Annotated in this window: 12 protein-coding genes; 9 read left to right on the forward strand and 3 right to left on the reverse strand. The window is 72.1% G+C overall.

Annotation, left to right across the window (positions count from 1 at the left end; translation table 11 throughout):
• Nucleotides 1–25: 25 nt before the first annotated feature.
• A complete protein-coding gene (locus ACIPK3_RS20250; RefSeq protein WP_402571461.1) occupies nt 26–355 on the reverse strand; it encodes a WhiB family transcriptional regulator in 330 nt (109 codons plus the stop codon).
• A 381-nt stretch (nt 356–736) separates the two neighbouring features.
• On the opposite strand from ACIPK3_RS20250, the gene ACIPK3_RS20255 reads away from it, so the two are divergent.
• The 4 genes from ACIPK3_RS20255 to ACIPK3_RS20270 all read left to right on the forward strand — a co-directional run bounded on the left by ACIPK3_RS20255 (nt 737) and on the right by ACIPK3_RS20270 (nt 5,483).
• Nucleotides 737–1,348 (forward strand): response regulator transcription factor, encoded by a 612-nt coding sequence (locus tag ACIPK3_RS20255; protein ID WP_003948568.1) that lies wholly within the window; start codon nt 737–739, stop codon nt 1,346–1,348.
• 661 nt (nt 1,349–2,009) lie between these two features.
• On the forward strand, nt 2,010–2,597 hold the full coding sequence (locus ACIPK3_RS20260) for a sigma-70 family RNA polymerase sigma factor (protein ID WP_402571463.1): 588 nt from the start codon (nt 2,010–2,012) through the stop codon (nt 2,595–2,597).
• 139 nt (nt 2,598–2,736) lie between these two features.
• On the forward strand, nt 2,737–4,245 hold the full coding sequence (gene guaB, locus ACIPK3_RS20265) for an IMP dehydrogenase (protein ID WP_402571465.1): 1,509 nt from the start codon (nt 2,737–2,739) through the stop codon (nt 4,243–4,245).
• Between the two features lie 113 nt (nt 4,246–4,358).
• Nucleotides 4,359–5,483, forward strand: coding sequence for a GuaB3 family IMP dehydrogenase-related protein (locus tag ACIPK3_RS20270; protein ID WP_402571467.1), 1,125 nt, complete (start codon nt 4,359–4,361; stop codon nt 5,481–5,483).
• Between the two features lie 72 nt (nt 5,484–5,555).
• Here ACIPK3_RS20270 and ACIPK3_RS20275 read toward each other — a convergent pair whose 3' ends face one another.
• Together ACIPK3_RS20275 and ACIPK3_RS20280 are read right to left on the reverse strand one after the other, a co-directional pair.
• On the reverse strand, nt 5,556–6,116 hold the full coding sequence (locus ACIPK3_RS20275; protein ID WP_402571469.1) for a hypothetical protein: 561 nt from the start codon (nt 6,114–6,116) through the stop codon (nt 5,556–5,558).
• Nucleotides 6,117–6,262: 146 nt separating this feature from the next.
• Nucleotides 6,263–7,471 carry a nucleotide sugar dehydrogenase gene (locus ACIPK3_RS20280; RefSeq protein WP_402571471.1) on the reverse strand — a complete coding sequence of 403 codons (1,209 nt, stop codon included), beginning with the start codon at nt 7,469–7,471 and terminating at the stop codon, nt 6,263–6,265.
• A 314-nt stretch (nt 7,472–7,785) separates the two neighbouring features.
• On the opposite strand from ACIPK3_RS20280, the gene ACIPK3_RS20285 reads away from it, so the two are divergent.
• From ACIPK3_RS20285 to ACIPK3_RS20305, 5 genes are all read left to right on the forward strand, one after another.
• Nucleotides 7,786–9,492, forward strand: a complete 1,707-nt coding sequence (locus tag ACIPK3_RS20285; protein ID WP_402571472.1) for a glycerol-3-phosphate dehydrogenase/oxidase — start codon at nt 7,786–7,788, stop codon at nt 9,490–9,492.
• Between the two features lie 321 nt (nt 9,493–9,813).
• On the forward strand, nt 9,814–12,006 hold the full coding sequence (locus ACIPK3_RS20290) for a serine/threonine-protein kinase (protein WP_402571474.1): 2,193 nt from the start codon (nt 9,814–9,816) through the stop codon (nt 12,004–12,006).
• Nucleotides 12,007–12,174: 168 nt separating this feature from the next.
• Nucleotides 12,175–14,700: a protein kinase gene (locus ACIPK3_RS20295; protein WP_402571476.1), complete on the forward strand. Its 2,526-nt coding sequence runs from the start codon at nt 12,175–12,177 to the stop codon at nt 14,698–14,700.
• Nucleotides 14,701–14,844: 144 nt separating this feature from the next.
• Complete coding sequence (locus ACIPK3_RS20300; RefSeq protein ID WP_402571478.1) at nt 14,845–16,572, forward strand: serine/threonine-protein kinase; 1,728 nt, start codon at nt 14,845–14,847, stop codon at nt 16,570–16,572.
• Between the two features lie 59 nt (nt 16,573–16,631).
• The gene (locus ACIPK3_RS20305) at nt 16,632–18,278 is read left to right on the forward strand and encodes a serine/threonine-protein kinase (protein ID WP_402571479.1); all 1,647 of its coding nucleotides are present in this window, start codon (nt 16,632–16,634) and stop codon (nt 18,276–18,278) included.

The raw sequence follows: 18,278 nt of genomic DNA on the forward strand, positions 1-18,278 counted from the left end.
GTGCGGCAGTCGAAGAAACGTTCCTTCAGTTGTCCTGGGCGGTGTCCCCGCTGGACGTGGAAGCCGACACGAGCCGGTTCCGCGCCCGCCCCATGAGCTCCTCGCGCTCATCCTCGGTCAGGCCGCCCCACACGCCGTACGGCTCGCGGACCGCCAGCGCGTGCGCTGCGCACTCGGCACGGACCGGGCACCTCATGCAGACCTCCTTGGCCGAGTTCTCGCGAGCGCTCCGTGCCGCACCGCGTTCGCCCTCCGGATGGAAGAAGAGGGAGCTGTCGACCCCACGGCAGGCGGCCAGGAGCTGCCAGTCCCACAAGTCCGCGTTCGGTCCGGGAAGGCGGGAGAAATCTGCCATTACGTGACCCCTTGTAGCCGTTCTGGGCGGATACGGTGCCAACGACCGTACATCTCCGGTCTAAGAAGATGAAAATATGACTCATTGCGAATCTAGCCCCAGACACCGTGAAACGGGAAGAAAATGGTCTAAACGGGGCATAGGTTGTGGTGAAAAGTCGAGAGTCCGACGGGCATGTCTGCACCGTGTCCGCCCCCTCACGTAGAGTGCCGAAGACGGCAGCCGACCCCGTAACTCTTTCGAGTGACCGTCGTTGAGAGTGCGGAGGCGGTTGAAAACACAAGCGCTCGGGCAGGCGTCCGAGGCGGTCGACCGCACAGGTGACGATTCCGTACCAGCCTGGAGGCTCAAGGTGACGCGCATCAGCTGCGGAGGGCGGCCATGACATCCGTCCTCGTCTGCGACGACTCCCCGCTTGCCCGAGAGGCGCTCCGCCGCGCGGTCGCGACCGTGCCCGGCGTCGAGCGTGTGACGACGGCGGCCAACGGCGAGGAAGTCCTCCGCCGCTGGGGTGCCGACCGCTCGGACTTGATCCTGATGGACGTGCGCATGCCCGGACTGGGCGGCGTCGAGACCGTACGCCGACTGCTGTCCGCGGACCCCGGCGCGCGCATCATCATGCTCACTGTCGCCGAGGACCTCGACGGCGTGGCCCTCGCGGTCGCGGCCGGCGCCCGTGGCTATCTGCACAAGGACGCCTCGCGCGCCGAACTGCGGGCCACCGTGACACAGGCCCTCGCCGACCCGACCTGGCGTCTCGCCCCGCGCCGGCTGCGCTCGGCCGAGATGGGCGCCGCACCCACCCTCACCGCGCGTGAGATCCAGGTGCTGGAGGGCATGAGCCACGGCCGCTCCAACGCGGAGATCGGCCGTGAGCTGTTCCTGTCCGAGGACACCGTCAAGACCCACGCCCGGCGCCTGTTCAAGAAGCTCGGCGCCTCGGACCGCGCCCACGCGGTGGCCCTCGGCTTCCGTTGGGGACTGGTCCGTTAGGACCGAGGACCGAGCCCGTCCGGTACTCCCCGCCCGCCAGAAGCGGGCGGGGCCGGGAGGCCTGCCCGGCCCGGCGCGGTGGTGGATCCCTCGTACACCGGGACGAGTTCCGGTCGTTCGGCCGGACGAGGTCCCTGTCCGTGCGGAGGGTGGTGGCATGGGTGCACAGGGAGCCTTGTGGCGGACCGCGCCGGCGCTCCGGGATGCGATACCCGCCACAGTTGGAGCGAAGGCACGGCTCGGGTGGGGGACGCGGTGCCCGTCGCGACGTACGGCTCGGAGACCCACCGGGCCGGTCGGGCCCGTCGGGGCAACAGGGCTGCGGACCCGCCGGGATTCTGGGCGCGGCCCGGGTGGGAGGCCTGCGAGCCACCGGACCGGGCGGACGGGCGGCACGGTGTCCGGGCGCGGTTCCGGGAGTCCGGTCGAGCGGATGGGCACGGCGTGCGCGTGGGGTGCGTGGCGGCGGCCACGCGGGCGACCGACGCTCGTTTCGCCGCGGATGCCGCATCCTTGAGTTGTGGAGTCTCTCGGGGACGAGTCGGTCGAGCGGAAGGGGAGGGCGCGGGGAATGAGTGCCGGCGCACTTGCTCATAACGCTTCGGTGCACAACCACGAGCAGAATGCGACGGACCGGACGGCCGCAGGGCACCATGGACCGATGCGCGACGACGAGGCGGGCACGGCCCAGGGGGTGATCGGTGCCCTCGTGCATCGCGCCGTGGACGGAGACGCCCAGGCCACGCACGACCTGCTCGCCCGCGTCCACCCGTTGGCGCTGCGCTACTGCCGCACCCGGCTGAGCCGGCTGCCCGGCGACGCGCGCCACTTCGTCGAGGACCTCGCCCAGGAGGTGTGCGTCGCGGTCCTGCTCGCACTGCCCCGCTACCGCGACACGGGCCGCCCCTTCGAGGCGTTCGTCTTCGCCATCGCCTCGCACAAGGTCGCCGACCTCCAGCGGGCCGCGATGCGCCACCCGGGTTCCACGGCCATCCCCTCGGACGAGATGCCGGAGCGCGCGGACGACTCCCTCGGCCCCGAGGAGCGTGCGCTGCTCAGCAGCGACGCGGAGTGGGCGAAGAAGCTGCTGGCAAACCTGCCGGAGAACCAGCGCGAACTCCTGCTGCTGCGTATCGCGGTGGGCTTGACCGCGGAGGAGACGGGGCAGATGTTGGGAATGTCACCCGGGGCGGTTCGGGTGGCCCAGCACCGGGCGCTGAGCCGGCTGCGGGCGCTGGCCGAGCAGTAGGCTCGGCGAACGCGAACCACCGGGAGATTTCCGTACGAACATACGAAGCCCGAAGTCACTCTCCACCGTGGAATGAGCGACCCGTGCTTCCCGTTAGCATGGACATCCGCACCGATCAAGGCCATTTGGGGAAGGTGTCATGACTGCCAACGTCGACGGAGTGCCCGGAAAATTCGCGACACTCGGGCTGACCTACGACGACGTGCTGCTGCTGCCGGGCGCGTCGGACATGGCGCCCGACGAGATCGACACCGCCTCGTACGTCTCCAAGAACGTGCGGGTCAACATCCCGCTGCTGTCCGCCGCCATGGACAAGGTCACCGAGTCGCGCATGGCGATCGCGATGGCCCGCCAGGGCGGCGTCGGCGTGCTGCACCGCAACCTGTCCATCGAGGACCAGGCCAACCAGGTCGACCTGGTGAAGCGCTCCGAGTCCGGCATGGTCGCGGACCCCATCACGGTTCACCCCGAGGCCACGCTCGCCGAGGCCGACGCCCTGTGCGCCAAGTTCCGCATCAGCGGCGTTCCGGTGACGGACGGCGACAAGAAGCTCCTGGGCATCGTCACCAACCGCGACATGGCCTTCGAGAACGACCGCACGCGCCGCGTCCACGAGGTCATGACGCCGATGCCGCTGGTCACCGGCAAGGTGGGCATCTCCGGCCCCGAGGCCATGGAGCTGCTGCGCAAGCACAAGATCGAGAAGCTGCCGCTGGTCGACGACCGGGGTGTGCTCAAGGGTCTGATCACGGTCAAGGACTTCGTCAAGGCCGAGCAGTACCCGAACGCCGCCAAGGACGCCGAGGGCCGGCTGCTGGTCGGCGCGGCGGTCGGCGTGGCCGGTGACTCGCTGGAGCGTGCCCAGGCCCTGATCGAGGCGGGGGTCGACTTCATCGTCGTGGACACCGCGCACGGCCACTCCCGCCTCGTCGGCGACATGATCGCCAAGATCAAGTCCAACTCATCCGGCATCGACGTCATCGGCGGCAACATCGCCACGCGCGACGGCGCGAAAGCCCTGGTCGACGCGGGCGCCGACGGCATCAAGGTCGGCGTGGGCCCCGGTTCCATCTGTACGACCCGAGTGGTGGCCGGCGTCGGCGTGCCCCAGGTCACCGCCATCTACGAGGCCGCCCTCGCCGCCAAGGAGGCCGGTGTCCCGGTCATCGGCGACGGTGGTCTCCAGTACTCCGGCGACATCGCCAAGGCCCTGGTCGCGGGCGCCGACACGGTGATGCTGGGCTCGCTGCTCGCGGGCTGCGAGGAGTCGCCGGGCGAGCTGCTGTTCATCAACGGCAAGCAGTTCAAGTCGTACCGCGGCATGGGCTCGCTGGGTGCCATGCAGTCCCGCGGCGACCGCAGGTCGTTCTCCAAGGACCGCTACTTCCAGGAGGGCGTCGCCTCCGACGAGCAGCTGATCCCCGAGGGCATCGAGGGCCAGGTTCCGTACCGGGGCCCGCTGGGCTCGGTCGTCCACCAGCTGGTCGGCGGCCTGCGGCAGTCGATGTTCTACGTCGGCGGCAGGACGGTTCCGGAGCTCCAGACGAACGGCCGGTTCGTTCGGATCACGTCGGCGGGCCTCAAGGAGAGCCACCCGCACGACATTCAGATGACCGTCGAGGCGCCCAACTACAGCAGCAAGCGATGACATCCGCGCGCGTGAAGCCGTGAAGGGGCGGCCCCGGACCATCCGGGGCCGCCCTTGTCGTACCCGTCGGCGATACTTGAAGGCGCTGAAACGCAGAGGGAAAGGCCACAGACGTGACTGAGATCGAGATCGGGCGCGGCAAGCGCGGCCGCCGGGCGTATGCCTTCGACGACATCGCCGTCGTCCCCAGCCGCCGTACGCGGGACCCGAAGGAGGTCTCGATCGCCTGGCAGATCGATGCCTACCGGTTCGAGCTGCCGTTCCTGGCGGCCCCCATGGACTCGGTCGTCTCCCCGGCCACCGCGATCCGCATCGGCGAGCTCGGCGGCCTGGGTGTGCTCAACCTCGAGGGCCTGTGGACGCGGCACGAGGACCCGCAGCCGCTGCTCGACGAGATCGCCGCGCTGCCGCCCGAGGCCGCGACCCGCCGCCTCCAGGAGATCTACGCGGCGCCCATCAAGGAGGAGCTGATCGGCGCGCGCATCAAGGAGGTGCGGGACTCCGGCGTGGTCACGGCGGCCGCGCTCTCCCCGCAGCGCACGGCGCAGTTCTCCAAGGCGGTCGTGGACGCGGGTGTGGACATCTTCGTCATCCGCGGTACGACGGTCTCCGCGGAGCACGTGTCGTCCTCGCACGAGCCGCTCAACCTGAAGCAGTTCATCTACGAGCTGGACGTGCCCGTGATCGTCGGTGGCTGCGCCACCTACACGGCCGCCCTGCACCTGATGCGCACCGGCGCGGCCGGTGTCCTGGTGGGCTTCGGCGGCGGCGCCGCGCACACCACCCGCAACGTGCTGGGCATCCAGGTCCCGATGGCCACCGCGGTGGCCGACGTCGCCGCGGCCCGCCGTGACTACATGGACGAGTCCGGCGGCCGCTATGTGCACGTGATCGCGGACGGCGGTGTCGGCTGGTCCGGTGACCTGCCCAAGGCGATCGCCTGCGGTGCCGACTCGGTGATGATGGGCTCCCCGCTGGCCCGTGCGACGGACGTGCCCGGCAAGGGTCACCACTGGGGCATGGAAGCGGTCAACGAGGAGCTGCCGCGCGGCAAGAAGGTCGACCTCGGCACGGTCGGCACCATCGAGGAGATCCTCACCGGCCCGTCCCACACCCCGGACGGCTCGATGAACTTCTTCGGTGCCCTGCGCCGCGCCATGGCCACCACGGGCTACAGCGAGCTCAAGGAGTTCCAGCGGGTCGAGGTCACGGTGGCGGACAGCCAGCACAAGCGGTAGTCCGTACGACGCCACGAGGGGCCCGTCCGCATCGGTGGACGGGCCCCTCGGGTGTTCCTGCGCCGGGCCCGGTCAGGCCGCGGCCTTCTTGGCGCCCGAGAACGCGGCGAACGCGGCGAGGCCGAAGAACAGGAAGGTGAGCGGGTCGGCGTCCTGCTTCCAGGCCTCCTGGACGATGTCGAAGTGCTGGAAGAACAGCTCGTTGAAGCCCACGTTGAGGAGGTCGGCGCCGATCACGGCCTCGCCGATCAGCTGGCCGAGGTAGACGGAGCCCAGCGCGAGGACGGCGCTGACGACGGGGAGGGCGGGGTTCTGGCCGCCGAACCGGCCGGCCGCGAGGCCGATGACGAAGCCGACGCCGACCGCCGCGTAGCCGATCTCGTGCTTGGTGGCGCCGATGACGACGCCGTAGAGCGCGGCGACGACGGCGGCGGCGACGACGGCCGTGATCAGGCCGACGGCCACGTTGTTCTTGCGCGGCGCGGCCGGCATCGGCGGCGGCATGGCGCCGGGCTGCGCGATGTACGGCGACACCGGGGGCGTCGGCTGGAAGGGCTGCGTGGGCTGCGCGGGCTGCGCGGGCTGCGCGGCGCCCACCTGCTCGGGCTGCGGCGGCGGAGCTGACTGGCTCATGACAGGAATCCCCCCACGGGACACGACGGACCGGCCGGCCGGGCCGGCGGGAAAACGGGATGGCTGAACGAAGTGGCGCGCACACCTGTGCGACGACTGAGGGAGATTAACAGGCGCCACTGACAGAGCCCCCCGGAATTAACGCCTCAGAGCCGGTGCGCGGCCCCCGTGGGCGTCGCGCCCCTGGTGTCCAGGAGCAGTTGGGCCTTCACCGACAGGCCCTGGAGGTCGTACGTCCGGTGCGGCTGGAGCAGGATCGTCAGGTCGGCGTCGGCCGCCGCCTCGTAGAGGGAGTCCGCGCGCGGGACCGGCCGGTCGAGGACGGTCCAGGAGCCCACGTGCGGGTCGTTGTAGCTGACGCAAGCGCCCAGTTGCATCAGCCGGACCGCGATTTCCTCGGCGGGGGTGCCCTGGAGGTCGGCCAGATCGGCCTTGTAGGTGACGCCCAGCAGCAGTACGCGCGCGCCGCGGGCCGACTTCCCGTGCTCGTTGAGCAGGGCGGCGGCGCGCTGGACGACGTACTGGGGCATGCGGCTGTTGACCTGCTGGGCCAGCTCCACCATGCGCAGCGCGCCCCCCGCGCGGCCGGCCAGGTCCTGTGGGACGCCGTGGCCGCCGACGCCGGGCCCCGGCCGGAACGCCTGGAAGCCGAACGGCTTCGTCTCCGCGCAGCGGATCACGTCCCACAGGTCGACGCCGAGGTCGTGGCAGAGGACGGCCATCTCGTTGACGAGCGCGATGTTCACATGCCGGTAGTTGGTCTCCAGGAGCTGTACCGTCTCCGCCTCACGGAGCCCCCGCGCCCGTACGACCTTGTCGGTGAGCCGTGCGTAGAAGGCGGCAGCCGACTCGGTGCAGGCCGGAGTGAGGCCGCCGATGACCCTGGGTGTGCCGGCCGGGGTGAGGTCGCGGTTGCCGGGGTCGAGGCGGCTCGGCGAGTAGGCGAGGTGGAAGTCGCGGCCCGCCCGCAGCCCCGAGCCGTCCTCCAGCAGGGGGCGGAGGAACTCCTCGGTGGTGCCCGGCTGCACCGGGGACTCCAGGATCACCGTGGTGTGCGGGCGCATCCGCTCGGCCAGGGTGCGGGCGGCCGCCTCCACCTGCCCCAGGTCGGGGCAGCCGTCCGCACCGCGCGGTGTCGGCGCGCAGATCACCGCGGTGCGCACCCGGCTCAGGTCCGCGGGGTCGGTGGCCGGCCGGAAGCCCCCCGAGAGCATCCGGCGCAGGGCGGCGGGGCTGAGTGAGGCGCCCCCGGGGCCGGTGGCGTAGCCGAGCGTGGAGATGCCTGCGGCCACGGCGGCCTGGGCCAGGGGCAGGCCGGAGGGACCGAGTCCGATGACGGCGAGGTCTGCGGGCATGGCGTGTGCCGTCCTTCCCAGTAACCGAAGTGGGACAGGTGCGCAAGCCCTGTGGACAGGACGAGCGACCGCAATGTCACAGTAGGAGTAAATATGACCGTTATGTGGGATTGTCTTTCTTGTGTCTTCCGGGTCTTCCGGGTCCCGAAGGGGGTACGGGGCCCGTTGTCCACAGGCCGGGGCGCGAGTGGTGGCTGAAGCCGGGCATGCCCGTCAGAATTTGGGCAGGGGAGAGATGACCGGGCTTCGCCCACCGGGTGAGGCCGACGCGACCGACGCGACCGACGTGAATCGATCGACAGCGGGAGGCAGCGGTGAGGACAGCGACACTGGGCCCGGTGCAGCGCGCCGAGTCACTGGCGGCCATGGCCGAGCGCGAGCTGGACATCCTGGTCGTGGGCGCCGGAGTGGTCGGCGCGGGCACCGCGCTGGACGCGGTGACACGCGGCCTGTCCACCGGACTGGTCGAGGCCCGTGACTGGGCGTCAGGCACGTCCAGCCGATCGAGCAAGCTGATCCACGGCGGACTGCGCTATCTGGAGATGCTCGACTTCGCCCTCGTCCGCGAGGCCCTGAAGGAACGCGGCCTGCTGCTGGAGCGCCTGGCGCCCCACCTGGTCAAGCCCGTCCCCTTCCTCTACCCGCTCCAGCACAAGGGCTGGGAGCGCCTGTACGCCGGATCGGGCGTCGCGCTCTACGACACCATGTCGATGGCCCGCGGCCACGGCCGCGGCCTGCCGATGCACCGCCACCTGAGCCGCCGTCACGCCCTGCGCGTCGCCCCCGCCCTGCGCAAGGACGCCCTGGTGGGCGCGTTGCAGTACTACGACGCCCAGATGGACGACGCCCGCTATGTGGCGACCCTGGTGCGCACGGCCGCGTCGTACGGCGCCAAGACGGCCAACCGCGCCCGGGTGACCGGGTTCCTGCGCGAGGGCGAACGGGTCGTCGGCGCCCGGGTCCAGGACGTGGAGGGCGGCGGCGAGTACGAGGTGCGCGCCAAGCAGATCGTCAACGCCACCGGCGTCTGGACCGACGACACCCAGGCGATGGTGGGCGAGCGGGGACAGTTCCACGTCCGCGCCTCCAAGGGCGTCCACCTGGTCGTCCCCAAGGACCGCATCAACTCCTCGACCGGCCTGATCCTGCGTACCGAGAAATCCGTCCTGTTCGTCATCCCGTGGGGCCGTCACTGGATCGTCGGCACCACCGACACCGACTGGGACCTGGACAAGGCCCACCCCGCCGCCTCCAGCGCGGACATCGACTACGTGCTGGAACACGTGAACTCGGTGCTCGCGGTGCCCCTGTCCCGCGACGACGTCCAGGGTGTGTACGCGGGACTGCGCCCGCTGTTGGCCGGCGAGTCCGACGCCACCAGCAAGCTGTCGCGCGAGCACACCGTGGCGCATCCGGCACCGGGCCTCGTGGTCGTCGCGGGTGGCAAGTACACGACGTACCGGGTGATGGCCAAGGACGCCGTCGACGAGGCGGTGCACGGCCTCGACATGCGGGTCGCCGAATGCGTCACCGAGGACGTCCCGCTGCTGGGCGCGGAGGGCTACCGGGCGCTGTGGAACGCGCGGGCGCGGATCGCGGCCCGGACCGGACTGCACGTGGTGCGCGTGGAACACCTGCTGAACCGGTTCGGCTCGATGGCGGAGGAGATCCTCGACCTCATCGTCGCCGACCCGTCCCTCGGTGAGCCGCTCCACGCGGCCGACGACTACCTGCGCGCCGAGGTCGTCTACGCCGCCTCGCACGAGGGCGCGCGGCACCTGGACGACGTGCTGACCCGCCGCACGCGCATCTCCATCGAGACGTTCGACCGGGGAACCCGCAGCGCCCGGGAGGCCGCCGAGCTGATGGCGCCCGTCCTCGGCTGGGACAAGGACCAGATCGAACGCGAGATCGAGCACTACGAGAAGCGGGTGGAGGCCGAGCGGGAGTCGCAGTTGCAGCCCGACGACCTGACGGCGGACGCGGCCCGCCTGGGCGCGCCGGACATCGTGCCGCTGTGAACACACCGGTCGGCCGTCGGCCGACTCCTCCCGAATGGGTGTAGGAAGTCGGGATCTCTGTTCGGAAACGGCTCGTTCCACCCGGTGTGAGAGGTGTGAGGACGGAATTCGGCCGCGAGCGGCGCGGGTTCGGGGCCGACGGTCCGCCGTCGAGCAGGGCAAGGGCCGTCGAAACGGCCGAAAACTGTCCGCGGGGGCGCTCCGGAAGGTCCCCCGGAGTGCATGGTTCCGTACGTGGGGTGACGGGCACCCTGGGCGTCGGGCACTTGTCGGGTGAGAGACAATGGAGGCTCTGTCAGGGCGGGTTGCATGAGGGGACGCATGTCGGAGGCGGAGCGGGCGGGGACATCTCGTCAGGACACTCGTCAGGACAAGAGCGAGCGTCTTCTCGCCGGGCGGTACCGGCTGGGAGACGTGCTCGGGCGTGGCGGCATGGGCACGGTGTGGCGCGCCGAGGACGAGACCCTCGGTAGGACGGTTGCCGTCAAGGAACTGCGGTTCCCAACGAACATCGACGACGACGAGAAGCGCCGCCTCATCACCCGCACCCTCCGCGAGGCGAAGGCCATCGCGAGGATCCGGAACAACAGCGCGGTGACGGTCTTCGACGTGGTCGAGGAGGACGACCGGCCCTGGATCGTGATGGAACTCGTCGAGGGCAAGTCGCTCGCCGAGGCCATCCGCGAGGACGGACTGCTGAAGCCCAGGCGCGCCGCCGAGGTCGGGCTCGCCATCCTCGACGTGCTGCGCTCCGCGCACCGCGAGGGCATTCTGCACCGTGACGTGAAGCCGTCCAACGTGCTGATCGCCGAGGACGGCCGGGTCGTGCTCACCGACTTCGGTATCGCCCAGGTCGAGGGCGACCCGTCGATCACCTCCACCGGCATGCTCGTCGGTGCCCCCTCCTACATCTCCCCGGAGCGGGCCCGTGGGCACAAGCCGGGGCCGGCGGCCGACCTGTGGTCGCTCGGCGGACTGCTGTACGCGTCGGTCGAGGGCGTTCCGCCCTACGACAAGGGTTCGGCGATCGCCACGCTGACCGCGGTGATGACCGAGCCGCTGGAGGAGCCCAAGAACGCGGGCCCGCTCCGGGACGTCATCTACGGACTGCTCGACAAGGATCCCGCCAAACGTCTCGACGACGCAGGGGCCAGAACCCTGCTCAACGCGGTGATCCACGCGCCCGAGCCGGAGTCGGCGGACGCGACGCGGGTCGTCCCGCTGCCGCCCCGGCCGGACGCGCCGGGGCGCAAGGGCGGTTCGGGCGACGGCGGTTCGGGCGGTGCCGGAACCGGTGCTGGTGCCAAGCGGGTCGAGGAGGCCGGGGAGAAGCTGCGCGGGGCGCTGCGTTCCATGCGCAAGGCGGCCGGGGCCGCCACCTCGGCGGCCGTCGCGCGGACGAAGACCGGCGGCGGGGCGGCAGCGGGGGCGAGCACGGCGGGGACGCCGACCCCGGATCGTGGTGTCAGTGGTTCGGGCGCGTCCGGGGCTTCTGCTTCCGGCGGTTCCGGTGGTTCCGGCGGGTCGGGTTCGAGCGGGAGGGCCGCCGGGAGCGCGGGCTCCGCGTCGGTGGCCGGGACCGCTTCCACCGCCGGGACCGGTTCCCCGGCGGGGTCGGCCTCCCCGGCCGCGACACCGGGCGGGGGGAAGTCCGAGGGGGGGCGGGCGAGCTCCGGCTGGCCCGTGGTGCCTCCGCCGGACCTGCCGCCGCGGTCGGCGCCGCGGGCGCCGCTGACCGATGTGGTGCCGAAGCGCACGCTGGTCGTCATCGCGGTGGTGGTGGTGCTCGCGGTGATCGGCACCGTGCTGGCCCTCACGCTCGGCGGCGGTGGCGGGGGCAACTCCGAGGGCGCGAAGGGCGGCGGCAAGCCGGCCGTCAGCGCCGGGTCGAGCGCCTCCACCAAGGAGGACGACGGCGGCAAGGACAAGGGCAAGGGCACCGGCTCGGACGGCAACGGCAACGGCACGGCGGGTTCGGCGGGTTCGGCGGGTTCCGCGGACGGCACCGGGGCCGCGTCGACGGGCAGCGCGAGCAAGGGTGACGGCGGTGGCACGGGTGCGTCGGGCTCCGGCGGCAGCGCTCCTGCGGTGTCGACCCACCAGGGCAGCCAGGGGTATTCGATCGGGCTGCCCAAGGGCTGGAAGTACGTGTCCAGCGGCGAGGCCGGCGACCGGTTCACCGGGCCCGACGGGCAGAAGCTGCTCGTCGCCTGGACCAGCACGCCCAAGGACGACCCGGTGGCGGACTGGAATGAGCAGGAGCACTACATAAGGCACGACGCGTACCGGAAGATCCGGATAGCGGCTGTGGACTACCGAGGCTGGAACACGGCCGACTGGGAGTTCACGTATGTCGAGAACGGCATCGGCTATCGCACGATCGACCGAGGATTCGTCGTCAACGAGCACACCGGCTACGCGCTGATGTACACCGCGAAGTCCTCGGGATGGGACGGCGAACTGCGACAGGACACCTGGAGGACGCTGACGGAGTCCTTCCGGCCCGCGTCGTGACCCGCGCGGTTCAGGGGGGCCGGGGTTCGAGAGAATCCCGCATCCCTCATTGCGAGATGCCCATGGCACGTATCGTGAGTAGTTGAGGACCGTACGCATTTGGCTCCGGGTGCGGAACGGGTCGCAAAACGAACGGACTTGACCGACCGGGCGGCCGGGGGAGGCACTGTGGACGACTATGCGGGCCGGGTGCTCGCCGACCGCTACCGCCTGCCGCTGCCTCCCTCCGACGAGTACGAACTCACCGAGACCCGGGCCTTCGACACCTACAGCGGACAGGAAGTCCTGGTACGGCAGGTGCCGTTGCCGGAGGTCGTCGAGGCCGAGGTGCTGGACGCGGACGGCCTCCCCGAGGGATTCACGGCGCGTGACCGCGGCACGCGGCGGCCGCCCACGGCCCGGGCGGCCACCCGGCGGCCCACCGACCCGGCGGTGCGCAGGGCCGTGGAGGCCGCGCAGGCCACGGCCCGGGTGCCCGACCACCCAAGACTCGACCAGGTCTTCGACGTGTTCGCCGAGGGCGGCTCGCTGTGGATCGTCAGCGAATTGGTGGCCGCGCGCCCGCTGGCCGCGCTGCTCGCCGAGAAGCCGCTGACGCCCTACCGGGCGGCCGAGGTCGCCTCCGACGTCCTCACCGCGCTGCGCGTGCTCCACGCGCACGGCTGGGTGCACCGCAACATCACCGCCCGCACGGTCCTCGTCTGCGACGACGGCCGGGTGATGCTCACCGGCCTCGCGGTCGGCGCGGCGGAGGAGGCGCTGTGCGGGTACGACCCGGTGCCGGAGCAGGAGAGCTCCCAGGAGCGTCCGGCGAGCGGCGGCACGGGCGCACCCGGGGCGGTGGATCCCGAGGCCGCCAGGCGCGCCGCGATCCGGGCGCGGGCGGCCGGCGGCCTGCCGGAGGCCGGTGCGGACGGCCCCGGCGGGGCCGGGACGTCCGCTGAGCCCGCCCGCCGGGCGGCGGAGAGCGGCGGCGACATCAGGGCGGCACGGGCCGGGGCGATCGCCGCCTACCGCGCGGGCGCCCGGGCGGCAGCCCGGGTGCACGAGGCCCAGCAGAACGGCCGGGTCGCGCTGCCCGGCGCCCGCCCGCCCGCCGAGGGCGGCACCGATGCCCCGGCACCGCCGTACGCCACCGGACCGGGCACCGCACCGCCCGGCCGGAGCGCCGACCCCTACGGCGTGCGCGCGGACCCGTGGCACGGCGCCACGCCCCGAACCGCCCCCGGCGCGGGCCAAGGGGCCGCACTTCCGCACACCTCCGCCCCCGGTACCGCCCCGGCGGGCTCCGACGGCACGCTTCCCGCCCCCGCCCGGCCGCCGCAGCCGGGCCGTGTCCCCGTCTCCCGCACGGGCGCGGAGACCGCCCCCGCGACCCGCCCGCCCGCGGGCTGGGACGAGCCGGCCGCCGTCGGCGCCGCCCCGCGCGGACCGGCCACCGCGCTCGCCGCGGAGCGCGCCCGGCAGGTCCGGATGACCGTGGTGGGACCGGTCACCGAGCGCTGGGCCCCGGAGCAGGCCGGCCCGGTGCACGAGAACTGGCAGCTCGCGGCGCCCATCGGACCGGCGACCGACCTGTGGGCCCTCGGCGCCCTGCTCTTCAGGGCCGTACAGGGACACGCCCCGTATCCGGAGGAGTCGACCGCCGAACTGGTCCAGCTGGTGTGCGCGGAGCCGCCCGCCTTCGCCGAGGAGTGCGGACCGCTCAGGCCCGTCGTGGAGTCGCTGCTGCGCCAGGACCCCACCGAGCGCCCGGAGTTCGAGGAGCTGCGCGGCTGGCTGCGCTCGCTGGTGCGCTCCGCACCCGAGCCGGAGGTCGGTGTGCATGTGATCGCCGCGCCGCCCGCCGACCCGCACCGGCTGCCGATCGTGCGGCGCCGCGGCGAACTGGTACGCAGGAGGCGTGCCGGGCTGCCCGCGACCAGCGCACACGGGCGGCACAAGCGGGCCAGGCAGGAGGCCCGGTCCCCGCGCAACCTGGGCCGCACCCTCCTGCTGCTGATCCTGCTCCTGCTGGCGGGCGCGATCGCCTACGCCATGCTGTTCATGCCGAAGACGGGCGGCGACGGCGCGGCCGGGAGCGATCGGACAGGTGCCGCCGGAGCGACCGGCCAGGCGCCCGGCAGGAGCGACGCCTCCTCCGGGCCGAGCAGACGTGAGCCGGACGGCTCCTCCGCCCCGGCCTCGTCGGCCGGGACCCGGGGCGGCACCGGACCCGCCACCACCACCGGCCCCGCCGTCCCCGCCGGGTTCGTCCTGCGCGACGACCCCGAGGGCTTCCGGATCGCCGTCGCCAAGGACTGGCACCGCACACCCAGGAACGGGCTCGGACAGGTGGTGTACGGAAACGGGGACTTCGAGCTGATCGTCGTACCGGGACGTGACAGAGCGTCGAAGTACGGCAGCGACCCCATGGTCTACCAGCAGGACAAAGAGAGCGAGCTCCAGCCCTACCGGGCGTCCACCTGGACCACGGGTACCGGCTTCAAGACCATCGAGGTGGGCGGGCGGCACATGGCGGAGGGGCAGTTCACCTGGACCGACGCCCAGGGCCGCGACCTGTACGTCCGCAATCTCGCGATCCTCGTCGACGGCCGGTACCACGTGGTGCAGGTGCGCGGTCCGGAGGCGGAACGGGACGAGGTGACACGACTGTACGAGCAGGCCTCGGCCACGTACACATACGCTGGTTGAGCATAAGTATCACTTTGGTTGCCTCCTCGACAGAGAAGCGAAAACCGTCACAGTGCGGTCTCCTTGGGACCCCGCTTGTTCCATGCAAGGACATCGGTCCTTAGTCTGGCCCTGTCAAGAGCATTGCGGGGCAACGTGAATCAGATGCAGGGCCTGCTCATCGCGGGCCGCTACCGGCTTGCCGAATCCATCGGCAGCGGCGGCATGGGCAGGGTGTGGCGCGCCCACGACGAGGTGCTGCACCGGGCAGTCGCCATCAAGGAGTTGACCGCCGCGCTCTACGTGTCCGACAGCGACCGGGGCGTCCTCCTGGCCCGCACCCGGGCCGAGGCCCGGGCGGCCGCGCGCATCAACCACTCCGCCGTGGTCACCGTGCACGACGTGCTGGAGCACGACGGCCGCCCGTGGATCGTGATGGAGCTCGTCGAGGGCAACTCGCTCGCCGACGCGGTCAAGGAACAGGGGCGGATCGAGCCGCGCGAGGCGGCCCGGATCGGTCTGTGGGTGCTGCGGGCGCTGCGCGCCGCGCACACCGCCGGTGTGCTGCACCGTGACATCAAGCCGGGCAACGTGCTGCTCGGCCAGGACGGCCGGGTGCTGCTCACCGACTTCGGCATCGCGCAGATCGAGGGCGACACCACCATCACCCGCACGGGAGAGGTCGTCGGCTCGGTCGACTATCTCGCCCCCGAGCGGGTGCGCGGCCACGACCCGGGCCCGTCCTCCGACCTGTGGGCGCTCGGCGCCACGCTCTACACCGCGGTCGAGGGACGCTCGCCGTTCCGCCGTACCTCCCCGATCGGCACCATGCAGGCGGTCGTCGAGGAGGAGCCCGCCGAACTCGGGCACGGCGGCCCGCTCGAACCCGTCATCACGGCCCTGCTCCGCAAGGATCCGGCCGAGCGGCCGGGCGCGGAGGAGGCCGAGCGGATGCTCGCGGAGGCGGCGGAGGGCCGCCGTCCCAGCTCGGCGCAGGCGTATGTGCCGACGCGGCATCACGGTTCCGGTCCGCAGTCGTGGTCCGAGCAGGCGTCGGGGCAGGGCGCCGCGTACGACGGACAGGGATCCGCGTACAACTCGGGGACGGCCTCCGCGCACTTCCCGCCAACCGCGCAGACCACACCCACCACACCGACCACGGTCGCACCGGAACCCGGCACCCCGGCCGCGTCCCCGGCGCCCGCCCGCTCCCGGCGCCGTCGGCTGCGTACGCTCGCGCTGGTGGTCGCCTTCGCCGCCGTGCTGGGCGCCGGTGCCGCGGTGGTCTACCAGAAGTGGCAGTCGGACCAGCCGTCCGGCAAAGGCGGCTCCGCCGGATCCGGCACCACGCCGAAGCCGACGCACACTCCCACCGGTACCCCGGCCCCGGACGGCTCGGTCCCCGACGACTGGCAGGTCCGCTCCGACCCGCTGGGCTTCGAGATCTCCCTGCCCAAGGGCTGGAAGCGCAAGCTGGTCGAATCCACGGGCGACCCGGGCGGCGACCGCGACCTTCAGCAGGTCGACTACACACCGGACGACGGCAAGCACTTCCTCCGTGTCTCCATCGACATCTCACCGGACTTCGTCGACCCCTACCGGCACCAGCAGGACCTGGCGCAGCAGCTCCATCGGCTGGTCGACTACAAGACGGTGAACATAGAGAGGAACACCTACCGCGACTGCAGGGGCGCGCTGTGGGAGTACACCTGGACGGCACTGGCGAAGGACTCCGTCTACCTCGCCGGGCCGCGTCGCGCGATCGAGGAGACGTACTTCTCCCGGGAGGGCACCGAGTACGCGATCTACATGTCGTCCCCGGCCAAGGACTGGGCCAAGGCCAGCCAGCAGTTCAAGTGGGTGCTCCAGAGCTGGCAGCCCGGCCAGGGCTGACCGTGCTTGGCCGGACACGGCCCCGGAGGGGGCGCGTCGGGTGAGGCATGATGGGCCGCATGGGGACCGAGGGGGACGACTTCCGTGTGATCGCGGGCCGGTACCGCCTGGAGGCCCGGCTCGGCCGCGGCGGAATGGGCATCGTATGGCGGGCGACCGACCAGTTGCTGGGCCGGCGGGTGGCGGTCAAGGAGCTCACGCAGGACGACTCCCTCGCGGACGACGACGCCCGGCGCCGGCGTGACGGCACCCTGCGCGAGGCCCGCGCGGTGGCACAGCTGCGGCACCCGCACATCATCGTGGTGCATGACGTCGTGGAGGAGGACGAGCGGCCGTACCTGGTCATGGAGCTGATCGACGGCGGCTCGCTCGCCGACCGCATCTCGGCGGACGGCCCGGTCGACGCCGCCGACGCCGCCCGGATCGGAATCGCCCTGCTGAGCGCGTTGCGCACCGCGCACGAGGCCGGGGTCCTGCACCGGGACATCAAGCCCGCGAACGTGCTGATCGAGTCCGGCACCGACCGGGTCGTCCTCACCGACTTCGGTATCGCGCAGGTCGCGGGCGCCACCACGCTCACCGAGACCGGCTCCTTCGTGGGCTCGCCCGAGTACACGGCCCCCGAGCGGATGGCCGGGACCAGGACCGGACCGGAGTCCGACCTGTGGTCGCTCGGGGCCCTGCTGTGCACGGCGCTGAGCGGTGAGTCGCCGTTCCGGCGCGACTCGCTCGGCGGCATCCTGCACGCCGTCGTCGCCGCCGAGATCCGCCCGCCCGCGCAGGCCGAGCCGCTGCTGCCCGTCGTACGGGGCCTGCTGGAACGTGATCCGGACCGGCGGCTGGACGCCGCCGAGGCGGAGCGGATGCTGCGGGTGTTCCTGGAGACGGGCCACACCCCGCGTACCGCGACCAGGCACCGTACGCAGAAGGCGCGGGCGCTGCCCTACACGCCGACCCAGCGCGATGTGCCGCGCCCGGCGTCGATGCCCTCCGCCGGGGAACCGCGGGCCCGGCGCTCCACGCGAGGTGTGCTGGTGGCGGCCCTGCTGGTGGCCGCGATGGCCGGCGCGGGCGTGTCGGCGGCGGCGCTGCTGCTCAAGGGAGGCGGCGGGCACGGCGGCAGAACCCCGGCCAGCTCGGCACCGCGCACATCAGCCGCTACGCCGACGAGTTCGGCCCCGCACGGGCAGGCCGGTACGACGGCCACGCCCGGCGACGACCGGTCCACGTCCCCCGTCGAGCCCAGCGCGTCCGGCTCCCGCACGGCACCCTCGGGGTACCACGTCGCACGGGACCCGGCGGGCTTCTCCCTGGCCGTGCCGGAGGAGTTCGTGCGCCGGCCGCGCGGCGAGCGGATCTTCTACATGTCGCCGGACGGAGCCTTCCGCCTCGGCATCAAGGTGTCCGACCCCGTCAAGGGCGGCCCGGAGGCCGTGATGCGGCGAGCGGCCGCCGAGGGCCCCGGCACGAACCCCGGCTACCACGACGGCCGGGTCACGCCGACCACGCACGCCGGACACGCCGCCGCGCTCTGGGAGTTCACCTGGAACGGCTACACCACGACGGAGGGCCCCCGGCACACCTACGACCTCTGCTGGGAGGAGGCCGGGCAGCTGTACGACGTGTGGGTGTCGGCACCGGTCGGGAAAGTGCGGGAGGCACGGGAGTACTTCGACGTCGCGATCGACACGTTCGCGCGGTCGTAG

This window comes from Streptomyces sp. NPDC086787, from assembly GCF_044745865.1.
In the GTDB taxonomy this organism is placed as follows: Bacteria; Actinomycetota; Actinomycetes; order Streptomycetales; family Streptomycetaceae; genus Streptomyces.